Origin of the sequence: Spirulina subsalsa PCC 9445 (assembly GCF_000314005.1) — a bacterium.
Classification (GTDB): domain Bacteria; phylum Cyanobacteriota; class Cyanobacteriia; order Cyanobacteriales; family Spirulinaceae; genus Spirulina_A; species Spirulina_A subsalsa.
This window is the reverse complement of sequence record NZ_JH980292.1, coordinates 3292937-3315043: the sequence shown is the minus strand read 5'-3', so window position 1 is coordinate 3315043 and position 22107 is coordinate 3292937. Positions and strand designations below refer to the sequence as shown.

At 48.6% G+C, this 22107-nt stretch carries 17 protein-coding genes; 4 read left to right on the top strand and 13 right to left on the bottom strand.

Annotated elements, in window-relative coordinates; all coding sequences use genetic code 11:
• Nucleotides 1-182 precede the first annotated feature (182 nt).
• The 4 genes from SPI9445_RS27700 to SPI9445_RS0115025 all read right to left on the bottom strand — a co-directional run bounded on the left by SPI9445_RS27700 (nucleotide 183) and on the right by SPI9445_RS0115025 (nucleotide 4069).
• On the bottom strand, nucleotides 183-1730 hold the full coding sequence (locus tag SPI9445_RS27700; RefSeq protein ID WP_017305593.1) for an ABC transporter ATP-binding protein/permease: 1548 nt from the start codon (nucleotides 1728-1730) through the stop codon (nucleotides 183-185).
• A 37-nt stretch (nucleotides 1731-1767) separates the two neighbouring features.
• Complete coding sequence (locus SPI9445_RS0115035) at nucleotides 1768-2052, bottom strand: hypothetical protein (RefSeq protein ID WP_017305592.1); 285 nt, start codon at nucleotides 2050-2052, stop codon at nucleotides 1768-1770.
• A 32-nt stretch (nucleotides 2053-2084) separates the two neighbouring features.
• Nucleotides 2085-3473 carry an Ig-like domain-containing protein gene (locus tag SPI9445_RS0115030; protein WP_083883548.1) on the bottom strand — a complete coding sequence of 463 codons (1389 nt, stop codon included), beginning with the start codon at nucleotides 3471-3473 and terminating at the stop codon, nucleotides 2085-2087.
• 188 nt (nucleotides 3474-3661) lie between these two features.
• On the bottom strand, nucleotides 3662-4069 hold the full coding sequence (locus SPI9445_RS0115025; protein ID WP_017305590.1) for a DUF1824 family protein: 408 nt from the start codon (nucleotides 4067-4069) through the stop codon (nucleotides 3662-3664).
• Between the two features lie 190 nt (nucleotides 4070-4259).
• Between SPI9445_RS0115025 and ccsB the strand changes: the two genes are divergently transcribed.
• The 3 genes from ccsB (at nucleotide 4260) to tilS (ending at nucleotide 7823) form a co-directional block, all read left to right on the top strand.
• Nucleotides 4260-5252, top strand: a complete 993-nt coding sequence (gene ccsB, locus SPI9445_RS0115020) for a c-type cytochrome biogenesis protein CcsB (protein WP_017305589.1) — start codon at nucleotides 4260-4262, stop codon at nucleotides 5250-5252.
• Between the two features lie 184 nt (nucleotides 5253-5436).
• Entirely contained in the window at nucleotides 5437-6834 is a 1398-nt protein-coding gene (locus SPI9445_RS30645; protein WP_017305588.1) for a KGK domain-containing protein, read from the top strand.
• An 8-nt stretch (nucleotides 6835-6842) separates the two neighbouring features.
• Nucleotides 6843-7823 (top strand): tRNA lysidine(34) synthetase TilS, encoded by a 981-nt coding sequence (gene tilS, locus SPI9445_RS0115010; RefSeq protein WP_017305587.1) that lies wholly within the window; start codon nucleotides 6843-6845, stop codon nucleotides 7821-7823.
• On the opposite strand, the gene hmpF is transcribed toward tilS, so the two are convergent.
• Nucleotides 7820-9586, bottom strand: a complete 1767-nt coding sequence (gene hmpF / locus SPI9445_RS0115005) for a pilus motility taxis protein HmpF (protein WP_026079823.1) — start codon at nucleotides 9584-9586, stop codon at nucleotides 7820-7822. The two genes, tilS and hmpF, sit on opposite strands and share 4 nt — an antisense overlap.
• A 208-nt stretch (nucleotides 9587-9794) precedes the next feature.
• On the opposite strand from hmpF, the gene SPI9445_RS0115000 reads away from it, so the two are divergent.
• A complete protein-coding gene (locus SPI9445_RS0115000; RefSeq protein ID WP_017305585.1) occupies nucleotides 9795-10967 on the top strand; it encodes a response regulator in 1173 nt (390 codons plus the stop codon).
• A gap of 109 nt (nucleotides 10968-11076) precedes the next feature.
• On the opposite strand, the gene SPI9445_RS0114995 is transcribed toward SPI9445_RS0115000, so the two are convergent.
• The 8 genes from SPI9445_RS0114995 to SPI9445_RS27690 all read right to left on the bottom strand — a co-directional run bounded on the left by SPI9445_RS0114995 (nucleotide 11077) and on the right by SPI9445_RS27690 (nucleotide 21969).
• Nucleotides 11077-12645: an NAD(P)H-quinone oxidoreductase subunit 4 gene (locus tag SPI9445_RS0114995; RefSeq protein WP_026079822.1), complete on the bottom strand. Its 1569-nt coding sequence runs from the start codon at nucleotides 12643-12645 to the stop codon at nucleotides 11077-11079.
• Between the two features lie 132 nt (nucleotides 12646-12777).
• Nucleotides 12778-14850 (bottom strand): NAD(P)H-quinone oxidoreductase subunit 5, encoded by a 2073-nt coding sequence (locus SPI9445_RS0114990; RefSeq protein ID WP_017305583.1) that lies wholly within the window; start codon nucleotides 14848-14850, stop codon nucleotides 12778-12780.
• 131 nt (nucleotides 14851-14981) lie between these two features.
• Nucleotides 14982-15689, bottom strand: a complete 708-nt coding sequence (locus SPI9445_RS0114985) for a hypothetical protein (RefSeq protein ID WP_017305582.1) — start codon at nucleotides 15687-15689, stop codon at nucleotides 14982-14984.
• On the bottom strand, nucleotides 15686-16147 hold the full coding sequence (locus SPI9445_RS0114980) for a hypothetical protein (RefSeq protein ID WP_017305581.1): 462 nt from the start codon (nucleotides 16145-16147) through the stop codon (nucleotides 15686-15688). The genes SPI9445_RS0114985 and SPI9445_RS0114980 overlap by 4 nt, the downstream gene beginning before the upstream one ends.
• Before the next feature lie 237 nt (nucleotides 16148-16384).
• Nucleotides 16385-17779 carry a MotA/TolQ/ExbB proton channel family protein gene (locus tag SPI9445_RS0114975; protein ID WP_017305580.1) on the bottom strand — a complete coding sequence of 465 codons (1395 nt, stop codon included), beginning with the start codon at nucleotides 17777-17779 and terminating at the stop codon, nucleotides 16385-16387.
• A gap of 25 nt (nucleotides 17780-17804) precedes the next feature.
• Nucleotides 17805-19115, bottom strand: a complete 1311-nt coding sequence (locus tag SPI9445_RS27695) for a peptidoglycan-binding protein (RefSeq protein WP_017305579.1) — start codon at nucleotides 19113-19115, stop codon at nucleotides 17805-17807.
• A 173-nt stretch (nucleotides 19116-19288) separates the two neighbouring features.
• Nucleotides 19289-20458 carry a murein transglycosylase A gene (gene mltA, locus SPI9445_RS0114965; protein WP_017305578.1) on the bottom strand — a complete coding sequence of 390 codons (1170 nt, stop codon included), beginning with the start codon at nucleotides 20456-20458 and terminating at the stop codon, nucleotides 19289-19291.
• Between the two features lie 341 nt (nucleotides 20459-20799).
• Nucleotides 20800-21969: a FecR family protein gene (locus tag SPI9445_RS27690; RefSeq protein ID WP_017305577.1), complete on the bottom strand. Its 1170-nt coding sequence runs from the start codon at nucleotides 21967-21969 to the stop codon at nucleotides 20800-20802.
• Nucleotides 21970-22107 lie beyond the last annotated feature (138 nt).

Here is a 22107-nt window from a genome sequence, read left to right as displayed (position 1 = left end):
TCCACTCAACTTTGAGTTATCAGAATGGTCAGAGCGCGTTCTATGGCCTCCTCTTCTGTACTACAAATTCCCCTGGCTATGATGCGATGATCGTAAATTACGGATATCGGGTCGGGATAAAATCTGATAGGCTTGGCGTTCAGCATGGCATTGTTCTAAATATCGCCCCGAAAAATCACCCCCTACCCCGATAGTTTTTCCCGACGATACGCCCACCGCGCCAACATCGCCGCCACAATTGTCCACCACAACAGCCACAGAATGTGAATCATCTGGTAGCCATCAAAACGGAATATCCCCTCTAGTTCCACCTCTCCCATCCAAGCCACCAGTTGGCCGTAGTGATAGGTGGGTAGGAAGAGAATTAAATCTGCAACCCAAGGTTGGGGAAGTAAGGGGGAGATATTGAAGCCAGAGCCAAGTAACATCACAACCAGGAGGGCTACAACGGCCCAGGACAAGGATTCCGTTTTGAAGAGATATCCCAGGCTGAAGCTAAAAATCGCGAAGGGAATCACCCCTAAAACCAGGACAAAGCTGAGGTAAAACATCCAAGGTTCCCAGATAAAGAAACTGGTTTCGCTAAACTGACTGGTAACCCAACCACTCACAAAGGCTAATCCCGTCATTAAGGAGGCTAAGACTAGGAAGTTTCCCACTTTGGCTGCGACATAGGTCGTAAAGGACAGGGGAGTGATGCGTAATAACTTCAACCAGCCGCGATCGCGTTCTGAGGCAATCTTAACCCCAAACTGACTCACACAGAGAAAAACCACCAACCCCGCTAGAGAAGCCGCCAAGAGGGATTGAAACTGGTCTGGGGTATTCTGTTCAATGGAGACTCCTGCAAAAATTGCCAATCCTAGGCCAATAACAATGGTGTCGATTTTACGATAGGTTTGCAGCAGTTCAACATAGAGTTGTCCCCAAAAGGCTTTGAAACTAAAGCTTGGGGGGTTAGAAGCAGATTTAGACTTTGAAGACGTTTCCGTTTCAGAACTTGAGTCAGATTTGAGTTGTGCTGCCTCCTCTAATTCAGTGCGAGAGTTTAGGAACTCCTGATAGCGTGGAAATTCTCGGATCTCCACATCTCCATTCTCGTTACTCAAGCGCAATTCCCGCGTCACCAAGTCGGCAATTTCCTGACAATCCTGTTCACTGTGACTAATCGCCAAAATCGTTTTTCCTTGCTGTTCAAACTCCCGCACTTGTTTCCAGAAATTCGCCCGCGCTTCCACACTAAGATTGTTAGTTGGCTCGTCGAGAATCAAAATATCAGGATTTCCGACAATAGCTAGGGCAAAATAGAGGGATTGAGCCTGACCTCCCGCCAGAGTTGTGGCGAAATCATTTTGCTTACCTGTTAGGCGCGATCGCTCTATAGTTTCAGCTAAACCCAATGGCTCAGGATAATAACTTTGAAACAGACGAATTGTCTCTTTTACGGTCAACCCTTCCACAGGTTTCGCTCGTTGCAACATCGTTCCGAGTTTAAGATGTGCTTGAGGGTCTTCGGGAGATTTGCCAAAAATTTCAATCAACCCCTCATCAGGAGGCTGCAAGCCACAAATTAGGTTGACTAGCGTTGTTTTGCCGGAACCATTATCACCCCGTAGCAAAATAAACTCGCCGGATAAAATGTCGAGACTCACGTTATCTAAAACCTTTTGTTTTTGTTGGTTGATCACGTAAGTTTTTGACAAATTCCGAATCTTGATAGCATTTTCCATGACATAAATCCTACAATAAGCAAGGAGATAAATGAGATCAAGGCATCTGAAACCAACCTAGATTATGAAGCAAAAACCACACCCCACAACCTGACAATAAAGCCAAAGGCAGGGGAACTGGAAACATAGTCATTAAAATCAACACCACTACTCCACCAATCGCCAGTTCTGGGGTAACAATTCCAGAAGTAGTAGTTGTGCAAGTTGAGAAAATACAAACTTGGCTAGAGAGAAAAAAAGCAATTAGCAAAAATACCGCTAACCCCGCTATAATTTTTGCCAAACTTTTAGGAATGCCGAAGATTTTATCTGAGCCATTCATGAGTTCTGCTCCAATAATTTATAGGAAGGTTTCTAATTTACCTGATCATATACCCAACAAATTCCACTAGCAGCAGCACTTCCCGCTACTACCGCTATGGGAGGAGGAACCAATAAGGCAGCGCTTCCGACAGTAACCACCGCCCCAATCGCCGCCGCAGCACCAGGAGAACATCCCCCAGAGTTGACAGTCACGTTAACCGAAGCCACCTGATTGGGATTACTGATTGAGCGAGCCTCAACCTTAGTTTTCCCTTTCTTCACCCCAGTCAGAATACCCTGTTCATCATCCACTTGAGCAATGTTGGCATTCTCTGAACTCCAAGACACACCTTTGTTGAAATCACCTCGTCCATCAAGTATTGCCTGAAGCTTGGTCTGGCTATTTACTCCAAATTTTAATGAAGAGGGTTTAACGGAAATATTAGTGACGATAGGATGGAGAACCTTCATATTAGTCGAGCGGGACTGACTATTATCAATAATTGAAGTCGCGGTTAGGGTTACTTCTCCCGCGTTTAAGGTTCTGATATCTCCATCAGAGGAAATCATCGCCAGATCAGGATGATTGGAAGACCAGTAAACTCGGGTATCTTCTATCGTACAATTGCCCTGACAACTTGCTTGTGCGTCCAGATGAGCCGTCTCGCCAACATAGAGTGATAATGATTTGGGATTAGATAGAAATTCTATCCCGGTAATTCGAGGTGGATTCTCAAGCACAGAAACCTCAATGGTCTGACTCACACGAGGGTCTTGTGTCCAAACGGCTTTTAGGGTTGTGGTTCCAGTTTTCAGAGCTTTAACTCGATTGTTTCCATCAACTTGGATTAGGTTAGGATTGGCGGCTTGCCAATCAATAGACTTATTCTTGGGCTTGTCAATACCGATTAAGTCAACCTCAACTTGTTTATCGCTACCTTCTTTAATTCGTAATTCTGGGGGGTTAATGCTTAAAGTCGGCAAAACTTCAATGGGAACTTGAAACTGGACAGAGTTCTCGGCAGACATCTTATTTTCTAAGCCAATTCTGGCGGATATTTCTGTTTTCCCCGCACTTTTTGCTGTAACTAAAACCTCTTTTCCCTCCTCTTTATCTAAAGAGGCGATCTTTTCATTTTTCGATGTCCAGTGAATTTCTGGAGTATAGTAGCCTGTCTCGGTCACTTTAGCTTTTACTGTGGCGCTTTCCTCATATCTAAGTTCTAAGGATGTGGGTGTGACTGAGGTTTGCCAACATCTTACCTGATCAACCTGTTGCCACCAGATAATGGCACTACAGCCATGTTGCTGGACTAGGGTATAGGTAGCTAGGATGATAGTCCAAATCACGAAGATAGCAATCAAAACCCTAGAATACTTAGGAACTTGTGGCGTAACTCCTGAGTTAGAAGGAGATTCTGACGAAACTTTTGTAGTCATGACTAGCGGATTGTGTTTGAAGTTTAGAGTTTACTTGATCCCGGGGCTTCTGTATGTCCGAAGAAATATTAGGATTCGAGATAATCTTAATTATATAGCGATTTTCAATGAGACGTGAAAAATGGTATCGTATCAATTTGTAAATATAGATAGTGCGTAAGATTACAAAATCTTTTTACCTACTGGGTTTAGGCAAATAAATCTAAGGGGAGGTGTCCATAAATCCCGTTCACTTGTTGATCTTCCGCTTGACAAGCCACTAAAACCCCACGATAAGCTCCTGTATAACTCTCTGCATAATGGCTCATTTTTCCGGTATTAAACTTAATATAAACCGCTTCATCTTCAGACTGACACTCTTCAACTTCAAAGGGAACTCGATAACCAAAGGCTTTTAAATAGCTGGCTAGGGCTTGATATCCTTGAGATAAATTATCGGCACAAACGCCCAAATTTTCCGCCTCTGATTGTTCAACTAATAATAATAACGCCCCCTGTAATTCGGCTTTCTGTTCTCTAGAAGTGACTAATTTGGTTTCCTTACAACTGTACTGATCTAAAATTTCACGGGCTGAGGCTAGGGTTAAATTAGACATAAATTGGAATAAAAATCAAGTATTTTTTACAATTAGTAACGCTCAGGAAGTCCTTGCCCAAAAACGGCCTTAAACTGGGTAGGATATTATTGTTCCCTTGGATTCCCCCCCGAGAATAGATCCATGATTAGAGATCAACCGTTAGGGACATCAAGGGAACCCACCTTTTGAGAAGCTTACATTAATCATTATGGATTTAGTTGCTCTTCAGCACAATCTAGATAATCTGTCCTTTGCCGTCTTGTTTTTGACTATGTTGGTCTATTGGTCTGGGGCGGCGTTTCCCAATCTGCCCTATTTAGCCTTTTGTGGCACCTTGGGGATGGCGATCGCAAATTTCTGTATGGCCGCCCTTCTAGGAGCGCGCTGGCTAGAAGCGGGCTACTTTCCCCTGAGCAATCTTTACGAATCCCTCTTTTTCCTCGCTTGGGGAGTCACCACCATCCACCTAATCGCCGAGGCCATGAGTCGTTCCCGTCTCACCGGAGTCTTTACCTCCCCCCTCGCTATGGGCATCACCGCCTTTGCAGCCCTCTCCCTGCCCCCAGAAATGCAGAACTCCGCCCCCCTCGTACCCGCCCTCAAATCCAACTGGCTGATGATGCACGTTAGCGTCATGATGCTCAGTTACGCCACCCTATTAGTCGGCTCCCTCTTAGCCATTGCCTTTTTAGTCATCACTCGCGGCCAAGAGATCCAACTGCAAGGCAGTTCCCTTGGCACGGGCAGTTATCGGCTCAAATCTTCCCTCACCTTAGAACCCAATGTTGCCCTAGCTTCTACCCCTGATCTCCCCTCGGGCAACACCACCGTTTTACAAACCGTCAACCTCACCACCGCCCCCCGTCTCTCCCCCCAACGCCTCACCCTTGCCGAAACCCTCGATAACATCAGTTACCGGATTATTGGTCTGGGCTTCCCCCTCCTGACTATTGGAATTATTGCCGGAGGAGTTTGGGCGAACGAAGCTTGGGGATCTTACTGGAGTTGGGACCCGAAAGAAACCTGGGCGCTGATTACTTGGTTAGTCTTTGCCGCCTACCTACACGCCCGCATTACCAAAGGCTGGCAAGGTCGAAAACCCGCCATTCTTGCCGCCACAGGTTTCTGTGTGGTTTGGATTTGTTATTTAGGTGTGAATTTATTAGGCAAAGGGTTACACTCCTATGGGTGGTTTTTTTAAGGCTTATTCTTAAAGGTCGGATCTGACCAGACTAAACCTAGGCGATTTCCACTCCTTCCCCCCCTAGAGAGCCTTCCCTCACCCAAATCCATCCTATTTCTAAAAAAATCGCCTCTTCTTTAGCTTTTGCGAGAGAATAACCTGTACCTGCACACTTGATGAACCAGCAGTTTTCACCATAATCATGACTAGCGAATGGGGTAAAACAGACGTGGATAAAAAATTTGAACCACTTTCGGGCGGTGAAGTAATCTCAGTTGATCCCTCGATCCAGATTTTGATCGGCCATAGTACCTTTCGGGTGAGTGAATTGGGGGATGCCCTCAAAGCCGAACTGATTAAACAAGGGATTGGAGGACTCACCCCGGACAAAGAAGGCTGGCTGGAAGATGACGGAATTCAATGTGAAGTCTTACGCTTTGGGGCTTTAGGCTGGCAAAAAGGCAAGGTGAGAATCCATCTCGAATTCTGCCCTGTCGAGGCGGAGGACGCCCCCGCCCCAAAGCAGACCGCCCAGCCTAAAGTGGCGAAATCACCGCCCCCTGTTGCTCCCCCTGTGCTGGAGGAAGAGGAAGAGATCCTCGTTACTGAGGATGAGGATCTCTTAGACTTGGCCGAGGAAGACGAGAGCGACACTTTCTTAGCGGAAGAAACGGCCGCCTCTCCTGAGATGGAGGAAGACTTACTCCTAGAAGAAGAATCCTTTGAGTCCTTTGATCTAGCCCCAGAAGCCTCTGAGTCTCAAGAGGATGACGTTTTCTTTGAGGATCTCGAGGAGGAAAGCTTAGAAGAGGAAGATGTCGCCCTCGTTGAGGATGTATTCGGGGACACAACCTCAGAAGATGCCGCCGATGAGGAGATGTTTGGCGAGGGAGAATTAGACCTAGGGGAAACAGAAACCGCCGACGACGAAATGTTTGATGAGGGGGAATTAGACCTAGGAGAAGCAGAAACCGCCGATGCGGAGATGTTTGGCGCTGACCTGACCTCAGAGGGTCAAGATGAATTCTTTGGGGACTTGGAAACAGAAGAACCCTCTGCCAGTGTAGATTTTGCGGTAGAAGAATTGGACTTAGACGAAGAAGCCGATGTTGAGGATGTCTTTGCCGATGCGCCGGATTTTGGCGATGAGGACGAGGTGGAGTTAAATCTCGGTGAGGAAACGGTGGAAGAGGTGTTTAGTGATGCACCGGATCTTTTATCGGAGGAGGATGAGGCCTCGGAATTGGATTTATCGGAAGAATTTCTCACGGAGGATTCCCTCGGAGACGTTGAGTTAGACACCTCTGAGGATGACCTGTTTGGGGGGGAAGGTGAACTAGAACTAGAGGAAGCGGATGATGCTCTGTTTACGTCGGAAGGGGAGGGAGAATTAGAGTTAGGGGCGGCCTTTGGAGAGGAGGACGATGATCTGTTTGGCGGTACCCTAGGCGATGATGAGGAAATGTTTAATAGCATTGATGAAGATTTGGATTGGGGGGTTTCCAGTGATGATGATCAGTTAATCCTGGATGATGGGGATGGGGAAACCAAGAAAAGCGGAGATTTTGCCGATATTTGGCAAGATATTGAGGAACTATAAGCCCGGTCATGGTTTCGCCCCTCTGGACTCCCCTCCATGCCCGTTTCCACCAAACGTTACGACAACGTTCTCTCCTCCCCCCCCAGCAGAAAATTCTGGTGGCACTGTCGGGGGGGCAGGATTCCCTTTGTTTGTTACAGTTGCTCTGGGATTTGGGGCGCAAATGGCACTGGGAGTTAAGGGTTGCCCATTGTGATCATGGTTGGCCAGGGGATCAAGGCTTGGCGGATCATGTCCGGGCTTGGGTGAATCAGTACCCGTTGCCTCTGTTTTGTCCGGTGGCCGTGGCCTTGCCCCAAACAGAAGCGGCGGCTAGGGCTTGGCGCTATCGGGTGTTATTGGAGATTGCCCAAGAGGAAGGGTGTCCGGTGATTGTGACAGGACATACTCAGAGCGATCGCGCTGAAACTCTCCTCTATAATCTCATTCGCGGGTCCGGCACGGCTGGACTCACCGCCCTGACTTGGCAACGCCCCCTTTCCCCCCTCGTGCAGTTAGTCCGCCCCCTGCTCAATATTTCTCGCGCTGAAACCGGGCAATTCTGCCAACATCATGCTCTCCCGGTGTGGTCAGATCCCTATAACCAAAACCTCAAATATGCCCGCAATCGGCTTCGACAGGAGATTATCCCCGCCCTACAAACCCACTTTAACCCCCAAGTAGAAACCACCCTTGCCCAAACCGCCGAGATCCTACAAGGGGAGTTAGACTACCTCGAACAACTCACCACAGAAGCCTGTAAAACCGCCGTTGACGACCCATTACCCCGTTTGAATCGTTTAACCCTGCAAAAACTCCCCCTCGCCTTAAAACGGCGGGTTGTACGGCGTTTTTTACAGCAATACCTCCCCCATCATCCCACCTTTGAGCAGATCGAAGCCGTGACCGGGTTAATTCACGCCCCCAACCGCAGCCGGACATCCAGCTTAACGGGGGGGCTGTGGGCAGAAGTGGAAGGGAGTTATATTCAACTGACTGCTTCTTCTTAGCCCGCCAATTCACTAACAGCTTGCTGCAAATTGCCCACCGCCTCTTGTTGATACTGGGCGGTTTCTTGGGTTTGGTCGAGTAAAGCGGCGATCGCCTCTAACTGCTGTTGGACTCCCTCTAGACCATCCTGCATAGGTTTCAGGATTTCCTCATACAAATTCACCCGTCCCCACAACAACGCCGTCGAGGCATGGGTTTCCTCTAGATTAACCTCCAACTCCTCCACCTCATGTTTTAGAGCATCATAGGCCGCTTGTTGATCGTTTAATTCTCCTTGAGACTGTTCCAATGCCCCTTGACAATCCTTTAACTCCCCTTCCAGCGCTTGCACCAGATTCACCGTCGTCTCTTGTTGAGTGGTCAACTCACCCAGCAGGGGAGTTAAATCCAGACCCGTTTCTCCAACCTCCTCATCGGGAATCCCTTGACGGCGGCGCAACACTCGTAAATGTTGCCGCAACACCGAGCGACGTTCGGCCAGAGTCCGCCGTTGACCGATTAAGGTTTGATCCAAGAGTTTTTTCTGTTCCTGTTCATCGGCTAACTCCTGTTCTAAAGCTGAAGCCTCATATACATTAGCGTTTTTCAGTTTCTCTTGAATTTCCTCGACCGCTTCCCGTTGGAGATTTAGCTCCTCTTCTTGGTCTTCCACAAACCGCACCAACTTAGCTAGGTCTTGTTCTAAACCCTCAACAACCCTCTGTAATTCCTCCAAGGCCATCGTTTCCAAAGCACCCACATCCACCGTACCACTCGATTCACTCTCCCCACTGTCCGAGCTACCCAGACGAGCCACCAAGGCCTCTAAACTCCTTTGCTGCTCTTGCTGTTGGTGCAATAACTCCAGACTGGCTTGCTTCAGACCGACTTGATACTCCTGTTGACTCACTTGGTCTTTCAGGCTTTCTAGAGCATTAAACTGGCTTTGTAGTTCTTGTTGGCGAGTTTCGAGCGTCTCACTTTGTTGATCCACCTCCGTCTGTTGGCGTTGAGCATCAGAACGTTGTTCATCCAACTGCACCCAATACTCACCCAACGTGCTTTTCTGTTGGTCCAATAAGGCGATCGCCTCCTGTACTTGCTGCCGTAAACCATCCGTCGGAAGCACCGTCGTTTCCAAATAGTTCACCAACTCTTGCAAGTGATTCAACTGAGCCGGGTCAATACCAACCCCACCCCCAGTCTGGGCTAATTCCCCCTTACGCTCCTCAAAACGGGCTTGTTCTCCCCGTAAATGCGCCCAAGCCTGCTCCAACTCCTGAGTTTTGCGTTCAAACTCCTCTCGAATCCGATCCGCCTCTTCCTTCGCCTTCTGGAGTTCCTCACTCCCCACCCCGGCCTCCGGGACAGCAGCGCTGGGGGCTTGGTCTTGAGCCGCCTCAAGCTGTTCGAGTTCGGCCATTAACTCCATCTCGCGCTTATTCAACTCCTGAGCTTGTAACGTCAGGGATTGCTTCCAGGCCTCAATCTCCTCCTCTTGGGTTTTGATTTTCTCCTGTAACTTCGAGAGGCGTTCCAAATTGCGGACAATTTGCGCCCCTGCCGCTTCCGGGGGGCTTTGAACTTGTCGATTGTTATTGAGGTTCACCAAGACCAGAGCGCCCTGCTCAAAAGCATTGGCCTCGTCTGCGGTGATGACTTCATCCCCCTGGACAGCGCTCCAACTCTGGTCATTCCGTTGGCAGGCCAGCAACTTGAGTTCTGTTGCTCCCTTCGCCATGAACCCGCCTTTCTGCTTGCGTACTTCTGCGAGATACAACACGCTGATCGTCCTCGTGATGTGTTGTGTGCTTAGTAAAAATGTCGATCCGCCAGACTCCAGTTGAATCAATCCCAGTTTAGCAAATTCCGCGCCAACAATTATTAACGATTAACTGTTCCCCAAAACAATCTATAACGCTACCCCAGATTCGTTAGAATGAGACTAACCCCCCTAGCCCCGACCTTATGAGGAGTCAACGGTTCACCAAATGCAGGGAACACTAAACGAAATTGATATTCGCAGCATCTTACAACTGATTGAACTCGGTCAGCGAACCGGAGAACTTTTCGTTGAAACCACCTCTCCCTCTTCCTCTAGCAGCCATTCCCCAATCACCCACTTATCCCCCACACCCAGTCCGCCCGATCAGTTATTTTGGTTTGTTTTTTTTATCAACGGGAAAATCGCCTATGCGGCCGATTCCCGCAGCAGTAACTTAGGCCGTTTGCGGGACTATTTGCGCCACTACAAAGTTGACAACGCCTTAGCGGAAGTTGCGAGTCCTTCCATGAGTATGACCACCCCCGAATATGCTCATTTGTGGTTACTGCTAGAAAATCAAATCCTCACCCCAGCCCAAGGCCGCAATATTATTCAGGGCATGGTGACAGAAACCCTGTTTGATCTTCTCAGCTTGCACCAAGGGGTTTTCAACTTTGAAATTGGTTCTGCGATCGCCCCTCAACTCACCACCCTTGAAATTGCCTCCCTCAGCCCCCGGATCATCAAACAAGTGCAACAGTGGAAACAATTTCACCCCCATATTCAATCTCCCGATCAATGCCCCACCCTTACCAACCCCCAAGCCCTTCAAACCAGCCTCCCCCCCAAGGCCTATAAAAGCCTCAAACACTGGTCAGATGGCAAAACCTCCCTGCGCCAACTTTCCCGTTACCTCAACCGGGACTTCCTGACCATTGCCCGCGCCATCTACCCTTACATCCAACGGGGTTGGATTCAACTCCTTGACTCCAACCTCCCCCCAACCCGCGCCATTTCTTGGAATCCCCCCCAAACCCAGCCTCATATTGTTTGCATAGACGACGACCGCACCATTGGCAAAAGTGTAGAGTATATGCTCACCCCCCACAGCTATCAAGTCACCGCCCTCACAGATCCCCTACAAGCCCTGCGAGAAGTCTTTCTCCTCAAACCTGACCTGATCCTCTGCGACATCGCTATGCCCCAACTCGACGGCTATGAACTCTGTGCCATGTTGCGCAGTTCCAACACTTTCCGGCAAATTCCCATCCTGATGTTAACCGGGAAAGAAGGATTTATTGATCGAGTGCGGGCGAAACTGGTGGGATCCAACGACTATCTAACCAAACCCTTTGACGAAACGGAACTTTTAATGCTGATTGAGAAATATTTAACCTGAATCAAGCCCCATAGGGAGCAGGGGAGCAGGGGAGAGGGGGAGCAGGGGAGACGAGGAATTAAGACTTATTCCCTATTCGCTATTCCCTATTCCCCGTTTCCCCCTGTTCCTACAAATCGGGGGCTTTTAAAAACGCCACTTTCTCCACTTCCGGGGCCGTGGCCGTTAAGGCGGGAACGTGGGAACGAATCATCGACGTGATTTGTGTCACCGTTGCATCATAAATCTGGGTAGCCACTTTGGGGTATAGCCCAATGCCAATAATCGGCACCAATAACGAGGCAATAATAAACACTTCTCTCGGTTCCGCATCCACTAAAACCTCATGTTCCACCAGTTCTTTATTTTCCTGCCCATAGAAGATTTCCCGCAACATTGAGAGCAGGTAAATGGGAGTTAAAATCACCCCAACGGCGGCCAGTAAGACCACCACCACCTTAAAGATGGGATTAAAAGCGTCACTGGTGGCAAAACCGACAAAGACCATTAATTCCGCCACAAAACCACTCATCCCCGGCAAGGCCAGGGAGGCCAAGGAACAAGAAGTCCACATGGCGAAGATTTTCTTCATCTGCTTGCCCACTCCCCCCATTTCGTCCAACATGAGGGTATGGGTGCGGTCGTAGGTTGCCCCCACCATAAAGAAGAGACTGGCCCCGATTAAACCATGAGAAATCATCTGTAACACCGCCCCACTTAGGCCTAAATTGGTAAAAGAGCCTAAGCCAATCAGGACAAAGCCCATGTGGGAGATGGAAGAATAGGCGATTTTCCGCTTCAGATTGCGTTGCGCAAAGGAGGTGAGCGCCGCGTAAACAATGTTCACCACGCCCAAAATTACGAGGATGGGGGCGAAGAACACATGGGCATCGGGTAACATCCCCAAATTCATGCGAATTAGGGCATAACCCCCCATTTTCAGGAGGATTCCTGCCAGTAACATATGGGCGGGGGCGGTGGCTTCTCCGTGGGCATCAGGGAGCCAAGTATGGAGGGGGAAAATGGGCAGTTTTACGCCATAGGCAATGAGGAGGCCCGCATAGAGGAGGAGTTGAAGATTAAAGGCGTAATCTTTGGCGGCGATCGCACTCATATCAAATGTGACCGTATCGCCATAAAAGGCCATAGTCAAGGCCGCGACCAAAATAAAGAGAGAACCCCCGGCGGTGTAGAGAATAAACTTCGTGGCCGCATAGAGTCGCTTTTTCCCGCCCCAAATGGAGAGAATGAGGTAGACCGGAACCAATTCCAATTCCCAAACCAGAAAGAACAGTAACATATCCTGAACGGCAAAGACGGCGATTTGTCCGCCATACATCGCCAACATCAGGAAATAGAACAGTTTGGGTTTCAGGGTGACGGGCCAAGCGGCCATAATCGCTAGGGTGGTGATAAATCCCGTCAGGAGAATCAGAGGCATGGATAAACCATCGGCCCCGACAGACCATTTCAGGTCTAAATCGGGAATCCAGGCATAACTTTCCACCAGTTGCAATTCAGGATTTCCTAAGTCATAGCCACTATAAAACGCATAAACAATCAAGACAAAATCAATTAGCCCGACGATCAGGGCATACCATCGCACGGTTTTACCGTCTTTATCCGGGATAATGGGGATTAAAAGACTGGCGACGATGGGTAACAAAATAACGGTTGTCAGCCAAGGAAAATTGGTCATATCAAATTGAATCATGAATCAGAAGATGGAACACAGGGGAGGCCCCATGTGCCATCCTTATTAATTAAAAGGGGAAAGTTGCCTTGACCTTCCCCTTTTAACTTTAATCTTTGAATTGTCGGGGGTGGGGGGTTATCCGAGACTGGATAAGACCACAAACCCAAGGACGGCGGCGAAAATAATCAGGGCGTAGAATTGAGCGCGCCCATTTTCAAAATACTTCAGCCCTTGACCTGTCACCACAGTGACTAATCCGGTGAAGTTTACCGCCCCATCTACTACGCGGTAGTCAATCTCTAGCATTTGTCGGGCTAAACGACGGCACCCCATGACAAATACACGGTCATAGATCTCGTCGAAGTACCACTTATTGAGGGAGAGATTATAGAGGGGTTGAATTTTTTGTGCGATCGCCCCCACATCGATTTTTTGCTGTAAATACATCAGAGAGGCTACTGTAATCCCAATCAGGGCAATCCCGACGGAATTTCCCCCCATGATGGCAAACTCCGTCCAGTTAAAATGAGCCGCGTGTTCCAGCACTTGGGCCCTCGTTTCCCCCGGAGCGTGAACCAGCGCCTCAAAGGAGTTCGCCCAGGGCCGCCCAATCCAACCTAAAAGGAAAGATGGCACCGCCAAAACCAACAGAGGGAACGTCATAGTCCAAGGGGACTCATGAGGTTCGCTGCTGTGGTGATGATCCTCATCGTGGTCTAATTCATGGGGATCCATTGCTCCGGGTCCAAAAGCCGGCCCAAGCGCCACCTCTTCCTCTAAACCCGCCGCCGCCGCTTTCAGTTGGGCGATAATGGTTTGATTCATGCCTCGGAACTCGCCCTCAAAGGTGAGGAAATACATCCGGAACATATAAAAGGCCGTAATCCCCGCCGTTAACCAACCTACCCCCCAGAGGGCAGGATTGGCTTGAAAGGCTAACCCTAAAATTTCATCTTTTGACCAGAATCCAGCAAAGGGAGGAATCCCACAAATGGCTAAATTGCCCACTAAAAACGTAAAGGCCGTGATGGGCATATATTTCCGTAACCCCCCCATTAGGCGCATATCTTGGGCTAATACGGGGTCATGGCCGACGACTCCCTCCATCCCGTGAATCACAGACCCAGAACAGAGGAACAACATCGCCTTAAAGTAAGCATGGGTCATCAGGTGGAAGAGTCCTGCACTGTAGGCGCCACAGCCCATCGCCATCACCATATAGCCCAACTGGGACACGGTGGAGTAGGCCAGACCTTTTTTGATGTCGTTTTGGGTAATGGCAATGGAAGCCCCCAGAAAGGCCGTAAAAGCCCCCGTCCAAGCGATGGTATCCATCGCCACGGGGATATGTTCAAACACCGGGTACATCCGGGCAATCAGGAACACCCCGGCCGCCACCATGGTGGCCGCGTGAATCAGGGCAGAAATGGGGGTAGGGCCTTCCATAGCGTCCGGTAGCCAGACATGGAGGGGAAACTGGGCGGACTTGGCCACCGGGCCGAGGAAAACCAGAACCCCAAATAGGGCGGCGAGTCCTCCGGCCAAGGCTCCCGAGGAAACTAATTCCGCGAGGCGATCGCCCATAATTTCAAATTCAAAGCTACCCGTCGCCCAATAGAGCCCCAACATCCCCAACAACAGCCCGAAGTCCCCCACACGGTTGACCACAAAGGCTTTCTGACAGGCATCGGCGGCCGCTTTGCGGTCATACCAAAACCCGATCAACAGGTAGGAACACATCCCCACCAACTCCCAGAAAATATAAATCTGGACTAAATTGGGGCTAATCACTAACCCCAACATAGAGGAGCTAAAAATACTGAGGTAGGAATAAAAGCGGACATAGCCCGGATCATGTGCCATGTAGCCGTCTGTGTAGATCATGACCAAAAGGGCCACTGTACACACGATCACTAACATGACGGCGGTGAGGGGGTCGATAATATACCCCATCGTCAGGTGAAAACTTCCCGCCGCTGCCCATTCAAAGGTGCTGGTATAGGAACCATGTCCTTGAATTTGGCTCCACAACAGCGCGAAAGACATAGCCATCGACACCCCCAACAGGGTGATGATGAAGGCGGCGTTCAACTGTCGCAGTTGATTAGTAAATTTGTTGACAGAAATTAACCCAACTCCGACCAACGTCGCCCCCACTAAGGGCAACACTGGAATGAGCCAAGCGTATTCATAAAGCAGTGATTCCATTACTTATGCTGATTCTATAATCGTCTCAAGTTTGAGGATACAACGTTTTCCCGTCTGCGGCCTTGTGTGAGTGAACGATGGACAGGAGAATAGGGCTGTACCGTTCTTATTTTGACATAATTCCCCGTTCCCTACTGTACCCCAATCGAACGACCTCGGGAGCCAAAAGCAATCGTCCGTTGTTCCGATAACGGTTCCCACCCCACATCAAACCCCTGTTCCCAGGCCACCTTACGCGCTTGTCGGAAGGCCGCAAAGCTATCTGGCCGCACTAAAAATGCTAAATAGTCCTGTTGGCTATTTAAACGGGTTAAAGTGCGTTTAAATGCCGATTCATCACTAGCAATGGCGCTGAGGGAAGATCCCGTAACATTGGGACGGGGTTGATAAATGGTGACAAAACCCTCTATATCAAAATGGGCTTCATAGTAATCCGTGCTAATTTGATAGCCTTGAAGTTGTTGTAAGCGGGACCGTTGACAGCGCTCATATTCTTGGAGTTGACGATAATAAAAATCAAATTCTACCGAGTCCATGGTGCGAGGGGGATCCGGTTCGTAACAGGGCGGTAAGTTTTCAATCATCCAAGTGAGTTGATTTTCTACCCGAGGATTATCCAGATAAAATACCTGATTATTGCGCACTTCAAAAAACTGGGCATTTTTGGCACTAGCTGAGACTAAAGGCGTGCGAATAATGTTGCCTGATTCTACCGAAAGCAACGCCACAAACAGCCCAATAAACATCAACACGCCAACGGTATTGGTGAGGATATCTAAGAAAGAATCTAGGTTTTGCTGGGGGCTTTGACGAGTCCCTAATTTGCGTCTATGTCTCATGGTGTTTCAATTCGTAATGTCCAGTTTTCTTCGATAGGTTCATAGCCTAAATCTATGCCTTGTGCTTCTACTAAATCCCGTACTTGATTAAAGACTTGAATTCCACTGGGTCGCACGGCAACAATTAAATATTCTCGTTCTTGATTTGCCTTGACTTGTGACAATAATTGTGCTATTTCACGATTGCGTTGATTAATTTCACTGGCGGGGATAAAAATTTCTTGGGGATGTAAGACAATGCCATCGCCCCGACAGTCAATATAGCGGGGAATTTTCCGTTGATTTTGTCCGTCTTCGGTGCGGGCAATAATTCTTACTTCTTTGTCTTCGCTAAAGGTTTGGGTCGTGATGACAATAATTAGTAAAATCAGGGAGCCAATGGTACAGGCTAAAACGGACAAGAAGGGGAATAATTCCACTTCATAGGATTTTCGGTGTAAGGTTGAGCGACGGGACATTTTCAATAATTAATAGTTCTGTTTGTAGTTGCGCTTCAGCGCGAATTTATAGGGCTAAAGCCCAACAACGAACCAAAAACGAACGAACAACCGCTTGTAGTTGCGCTTCAGCGCGAATTTATAGGGCTAAAGCCCAACAACGAACCAAAAACGAACGAACAACCGCTTGTAGTTGCGCTTCAGCGCGAATTTAAGGGCTAAAGCCCAACAACGAACCAAAAACGAACGGAAAAAATTTTAATTATCTTGCTCCAATAACATAATTTTACGAGGCTTTTGTAACTGAGTTAAGATAGGCTGTAATTGAGTTAAGGCAACCCTTAACCCAGCTAAAGATTGCTCTAGTTGTGCCGTTTTTTCTAAAGAGTTTAACATTTGATCTAAACTTTTTTGTAGTTCAATAATTTGAGAAACCTGTAAAGTGGATTGTTCTAAGGCTTCCACCCGATCCCCTAAGAGAACGGCGGCCTGATTGAGTTGTTGAGTAATTTCTTGGGCTTGTTGGGCTAAACCGTGAGCCACAATTAAGTTGCCTTGCTTAATTTCTTCCACCGTATTTTTAATTAATTGGACAATATCTTTTTGTTGTTCTTGTTGTTGATTAAAAACGGTTAAAAAGTTTTGACGGTCTTGTAAGGTAGCTTGATTAACTTGACCTACTTGTTGGATAAGTTGATTATTTGCCGTTTGAATTGACCCCATTTCTTGGACAAACTTCTGAGTTAAGGCTTCCACTAATTTCTGGGCGTAAATATGGGCAGGTTCGATGAGGTCTTTGGGTTGGGGTAGGTTCTCTTTGAGGGATTTTTCTACTGCTTGGGCGATCGCCTTTTCATCCAAAAATCCCCTAGAAGCCTCGGGATCTCTAAGTTTCGGCAACAGACGATCATTGATATACACATCAATGGACAACAATAAACGGGACTCCCAGCGTTCCACCAACACCAAGGGAATCATCACCACCACACTTAAAAACAAGGCTAACAAGGTGGTATCAAAGGCCACCGCTAACCCACTGGTGACGGTACCAATTCCTGTACGAATTTGGTCAATTTCCCCGGCTTGTTCCAGAAAACCCGAAAAACCACTCACCGCCTGACTAATCCCAATTACCGTCCCAATAAACCCCAATAGAGGAATCGCCCAGACCAGAATCCGAGGGATAGTATAGGAACTTTCCGAAGCGCTCAGATAAAAGGCGGAATCATCTAAGGCTAATTCGCTGGCCGTTTTACGACTCCCCGATTGAGTATAGGCATAAAGAACGCGGCAACAACGGACGGCGATGAGTTTCCGAGAGTTGGTTAAACTGGCAATAAGGTTATTAATGGAACGTCCGTTAGGATCTTCTAAATCAATGCCATCAGGAATCCAATTTTTGCCGATGGCGCTGTATTCTGTAGCGAGTTTTAGGTATTTGAAGATCACCACACTGATAACCATCCCCGCGAGAAAGAGGGTGAGGGGTTGGGTGAAACCTCGATCGTAAATCAAACGGCCTAAATAGGTATCCTGAAAGGGTAAGGCTAACAGATAAACGAGAATGAGTAGGGCAAGGGCGGCAAAAATAACAAGGAAAAAGGGAACATCAAGTTCTTGGCGTTCGTAGCTAGCTTTTCTGGACAGGGACATAGATTAATGACGATAGAGGACAAAATTAACTGGAGGGTTGATCATCGGGTAAAACTCGAATCTGGTTGAGTTGTTTCAATGCCCATTTTGCCGTGTCTTGCACTTCGGGATCGGGATCATCCGTGGCATAGTACACTAACTGACTGAGTTGAGCGACTAATTCGTACATTCGGGTAAGGTCACGGATGGCGTTTTTCCGCACTTGGGCGTTATCGTCTTGGAGGGATAAGGCTAAAGCACGGTTCATGGGTTTGAGGGTGCGGGTGCCAATTTGGGAGAGGGCTTCGAGGATTAGGGTTTGTTGTTGGGAGTCCGATTCAATTAACAAGCCCACAAGAGGCTTAACCGCCCGAGAGTCGGCCCGTTGGGCGAGTTCCCAGATAGCTTTGTGGCGTTTTTCGAGATTGGGCGATCGCAAATCTCCGATTAATTCCTCAATTAAATCCAGTTTAGTTAAACGTCCGGTGGGTTTAACGGTCATTACCGGAGGGGCTGCACTGATGGGAGGATTAGCCGATAAGGGAGATTCTGCCTCGGCCACTTCTTCTAAGGGTTCTGGTTTCTCTGGAGGGGCAGGGAGAACGGAATCTGCTAACCAAGCATCCTCTAGAAGGGATTCTGAAAGGATGGGAGGATCTAAATTCAAAGGTTGAGTGGGGGGTGACTCGGGCTGTAAGGTGACAAATTTGGAATGATTATTTTCGGAGTTCTCTTCATAATCGGGGTAACGTGCTGAATCGATCTCCGTTGGCACCGCAAATTCTTGGTCTTGAGCGCGTTGGGCTAGGAATTTCAGGATCAAGAAAATTCCAATTGCCATCCCGATCAGTGTCGTTAACCCCCCCAAAGCAATTACAGCTAACGCCCGACGGCTGATGCGTCCTCGTTGACGGGGTTGGGGTTCAGGTCTGGGATTGCGGATTTCCTGCATCCGAATCCAAGCTTGAACATCAAACACACCAGTGGGGTCCAAGCCTTCTGCTTCTTGGAAGGCTCGCACGGCGGCTTCTGTGGAAGCCCCATAAACGCCGTCGGGTTCTTCTTCGTAGTAGCCTAACTCTTTGAGGTGTTGTTGTAATTCTCGGACAATTACCCCTTCGCTCCCCGGTTCAATTCTTGGCTCATCCGGTTCTGCGGAATCTGGGTTAGGACTGGCTTCTGGGCTGGGGGTTTGAGCGATCGCCATCCTAGCAACAGAAATCCCCCCAAGACGATTGGCCTCAAGGGTTACTTCTCCCAAAGTCAGGGAGAACAATAGGAACAGGAACGCGCTTGCGCGCAGCGTACCGTAAGAATCACGCATTACCACATTAGCTGCTTCACTCTGGTTGGGCATCAGTTCACAGGTAGCACCCGTTTATCCCTCAATGTTAATGGTAGGGGATTCTCTCGGAAACAATTAATCTTGGAAAATTTACGCCCAAAAACTTCGTCGGTGGAAGGCCAGGATGAGTTCTGACTCTGGAGGGGAGGAATCGGTTTTCTCTCCCCTCTGGCATCCTCAATGAGTTATTCCTTCAACATCAGATAGTATAGGGCTCCACGATATCCCATCACACCAGCGCGATCGCCTGCTACCGGTCCAGTTCCCATGAACACATCCACTCGGCCGGGCGTTGTGATGGCGCTTCCGGTGTCTTGGTCTAACACGAAACGGCTCACCTCGGGGGTCATCATGCCTCCTTGACCATCGGGGAAGGGAATGCGGGTGTGGATGAGGGCGAGGGCTCCCGGGGGCATCAGAGATTTATCCGTGGCAATGGAACGATCGGGGGTGACGGGGACGCTAATGCTCCCAGTGGCGGGGGCGCCGTTGGTTTCTCGGAAGAAAATAAAGCGGTTGTTCCGGGGAATATAAACGTTGAGCAGGTCAGGGTTTTGTTGAAAAATATTGATCATTTTCGGCAGGGTGAAGCCATCGGCCGGATGTAGCCCATCTTTAATCATTTCCTGTCCTACGCTGATGTAGGGGTAATCGGTGCTGCCGTGAAAACCAACGGTCATGGTGGTACCATCGGTTAGTTGAAGACGGGCGGAACCTTGCACTTGGACGAGGAAGGCTTGCAGGCGATCGCGCAACCAAACCAATTCATAACCCGCTAAAATGCTATCTTTCCCGGTGCCATCGCTCCCTTCAAGTTGAGCGCGACTGGGATGAGGGGCTTTCCAGCTTTCAAAGTTGCTAGGACGACGATAGAGGGGATAACGATACTCTGCCGTCGGAACACGACTGGCTTGATAGGTGGGTTCGTAATAGCCTGTAAAAAAGACTTGCCCACCGTAACGCGGACTGCCTACGGATTTGTAAAAGACAAATTCCCGTTTAACGGCCGCTTGTAATTCTTGAGGACTGTTGCTGGTGAGTACCAGATGCCGGAAGCGTTGCAGGGACCGACGGACGCGATCGCGAGTAATCCAACGAATGGGATAATTTTGATAAGCCCGCACGGCGGCCGGAGTGTCTAAATACCGCAAACTGTGGTCAATGGATTGAATCAGCGCCTGTTTATCTCCGGGTTGTCCTAAACTGCCCCATAATTGCTCATCTAAGGCTAAATTGGGGGCCTGACGATGGGGATTTGACCAAGTAAGAGGGGCTTGTTGGGCTTGCAGTGGCACGTGGGACATTCCCATCGACAGCCCCAAACCTAACGCAAATAGTGTGAGTGTTTTTTTCATGGGTGAGTTCAATAATCTTTAGTGGTTGTTCAGAATCATTGTTCAGACAGTAGGGGTATTTGATCCGCAAACTTCCGAGATTGTTCCAAAATTGGGCAATTTGTCGGTTCCCCCCGCTCAAGTAATAGACTCACAAGGATGAGGTATTACTTCGGGGAAATCTTGCGCTAAAAAACTATACAAAACTATACAAGACTTTATCCCTTTTTTATCTCTTGACAAAAAATTTTTTATATGTTATTAAAAATATCCCCCAAAGTTTGGGGGATTGATTGTCCTCCTATGAGGTTGGACACACTATGAGGCTGGACAAAATGCACACAGCCTTCAGGTCAAAATTGTTAAGGCTTTCCCCCACCACCGGGGAACACCCCACCTGTGGCACCACCACCGGGGAACACCCCACCTGTGGCACCACCACCGGGGAACACCCCACCTGTGGCACCACCACCGGGGAACACCCCACCTGTAGCCCCACCACCGGGGAACACTCCACCTGTGGCACCACCACCGGGGAACACTCCACCTGTGGCACCACCACCGGGGAACACTCCACCTGTCATCATGGTTTCCATCAGAATCTGTTGTTGTCGCGTTTCCCCACCGACTACCACAGACCACACATCTAACGCTCCGCGAGAGTCAGCTAACGTCTCCAGTAAATCAGCGTCGTCTAAGTCGTTAATGTCCACATCCACCACGCTGATTTCAAGATCCGTAAATTCCCCATCATCGTCTAGTTCCGTCATACTGATAAACTCAGGATTCACGAGCGTTTCTGAATCCTCAGCATCAATTGGAGTTTGACTGTCCAGTGCTTCGGTGGTTTCTTCCCGCACTTCGTCTAATCCATCGGGACTATCGGTTTCTTCCAGATTGTTTAAATCTAACCCGGCCACTAAAGGACTGGTCGCATAAAAGGTATCTAGATCAAACTTATAGACCTTAGCAGGTTGATTTTCGATGAATACGGCCATTTCTCCGGCTGCAATCGGTAGGGTTTCTGAACCATCTTGATTAAAAACAACAATACCGGAATTCGTCAGCGCGGCGACTAAGGTCGTGTCTGTAGCTGGATCGTAGCGTACCACTAAGGCAGATCCTCTAACTCCCGCTGCTCCGTTGGGGGTGCGGATGGTGGTTCCCCCTTGACCAGGACGGATTAAGACTAAAGCTGTGCCTTGAGATAAATCAATATTGCGCGTTCCGGGATTAAAGCGGAAAATAGATTGCGCTCCCAATCTTGCCAAGGATTGGTCATTAAAGCGCAAATCTGCCCGAGAAGAGGCCGCTGTGGCGATCGCATCTCCCGGACGAATAACATCTGAAACCCGAGCCGAGCGCGGGGATTGACTTTGTGAAACGACCCGCACCTGATTACTCATCGATTCCACCACCGCCTGGGTTAAAACCGTTTGAGTTCGACCGGGTTGGGCTAAACTCAAAGTCAACCCCACTAGCGTTAATCCCGAAACGGCGACAACTGAACAAAACTTTGAAAGAGGACGCATTTTTCCCCCATGTTAATTCATCCTATTTTTTACACTTTAACACAAAAAAAGACACAAAAAAAAGTTTTTTTCGGTTTAATAAACCTTTCATAAAATCTTTAAAAAATAGTTGAAAACACGCAGATTATTTTGAGATCA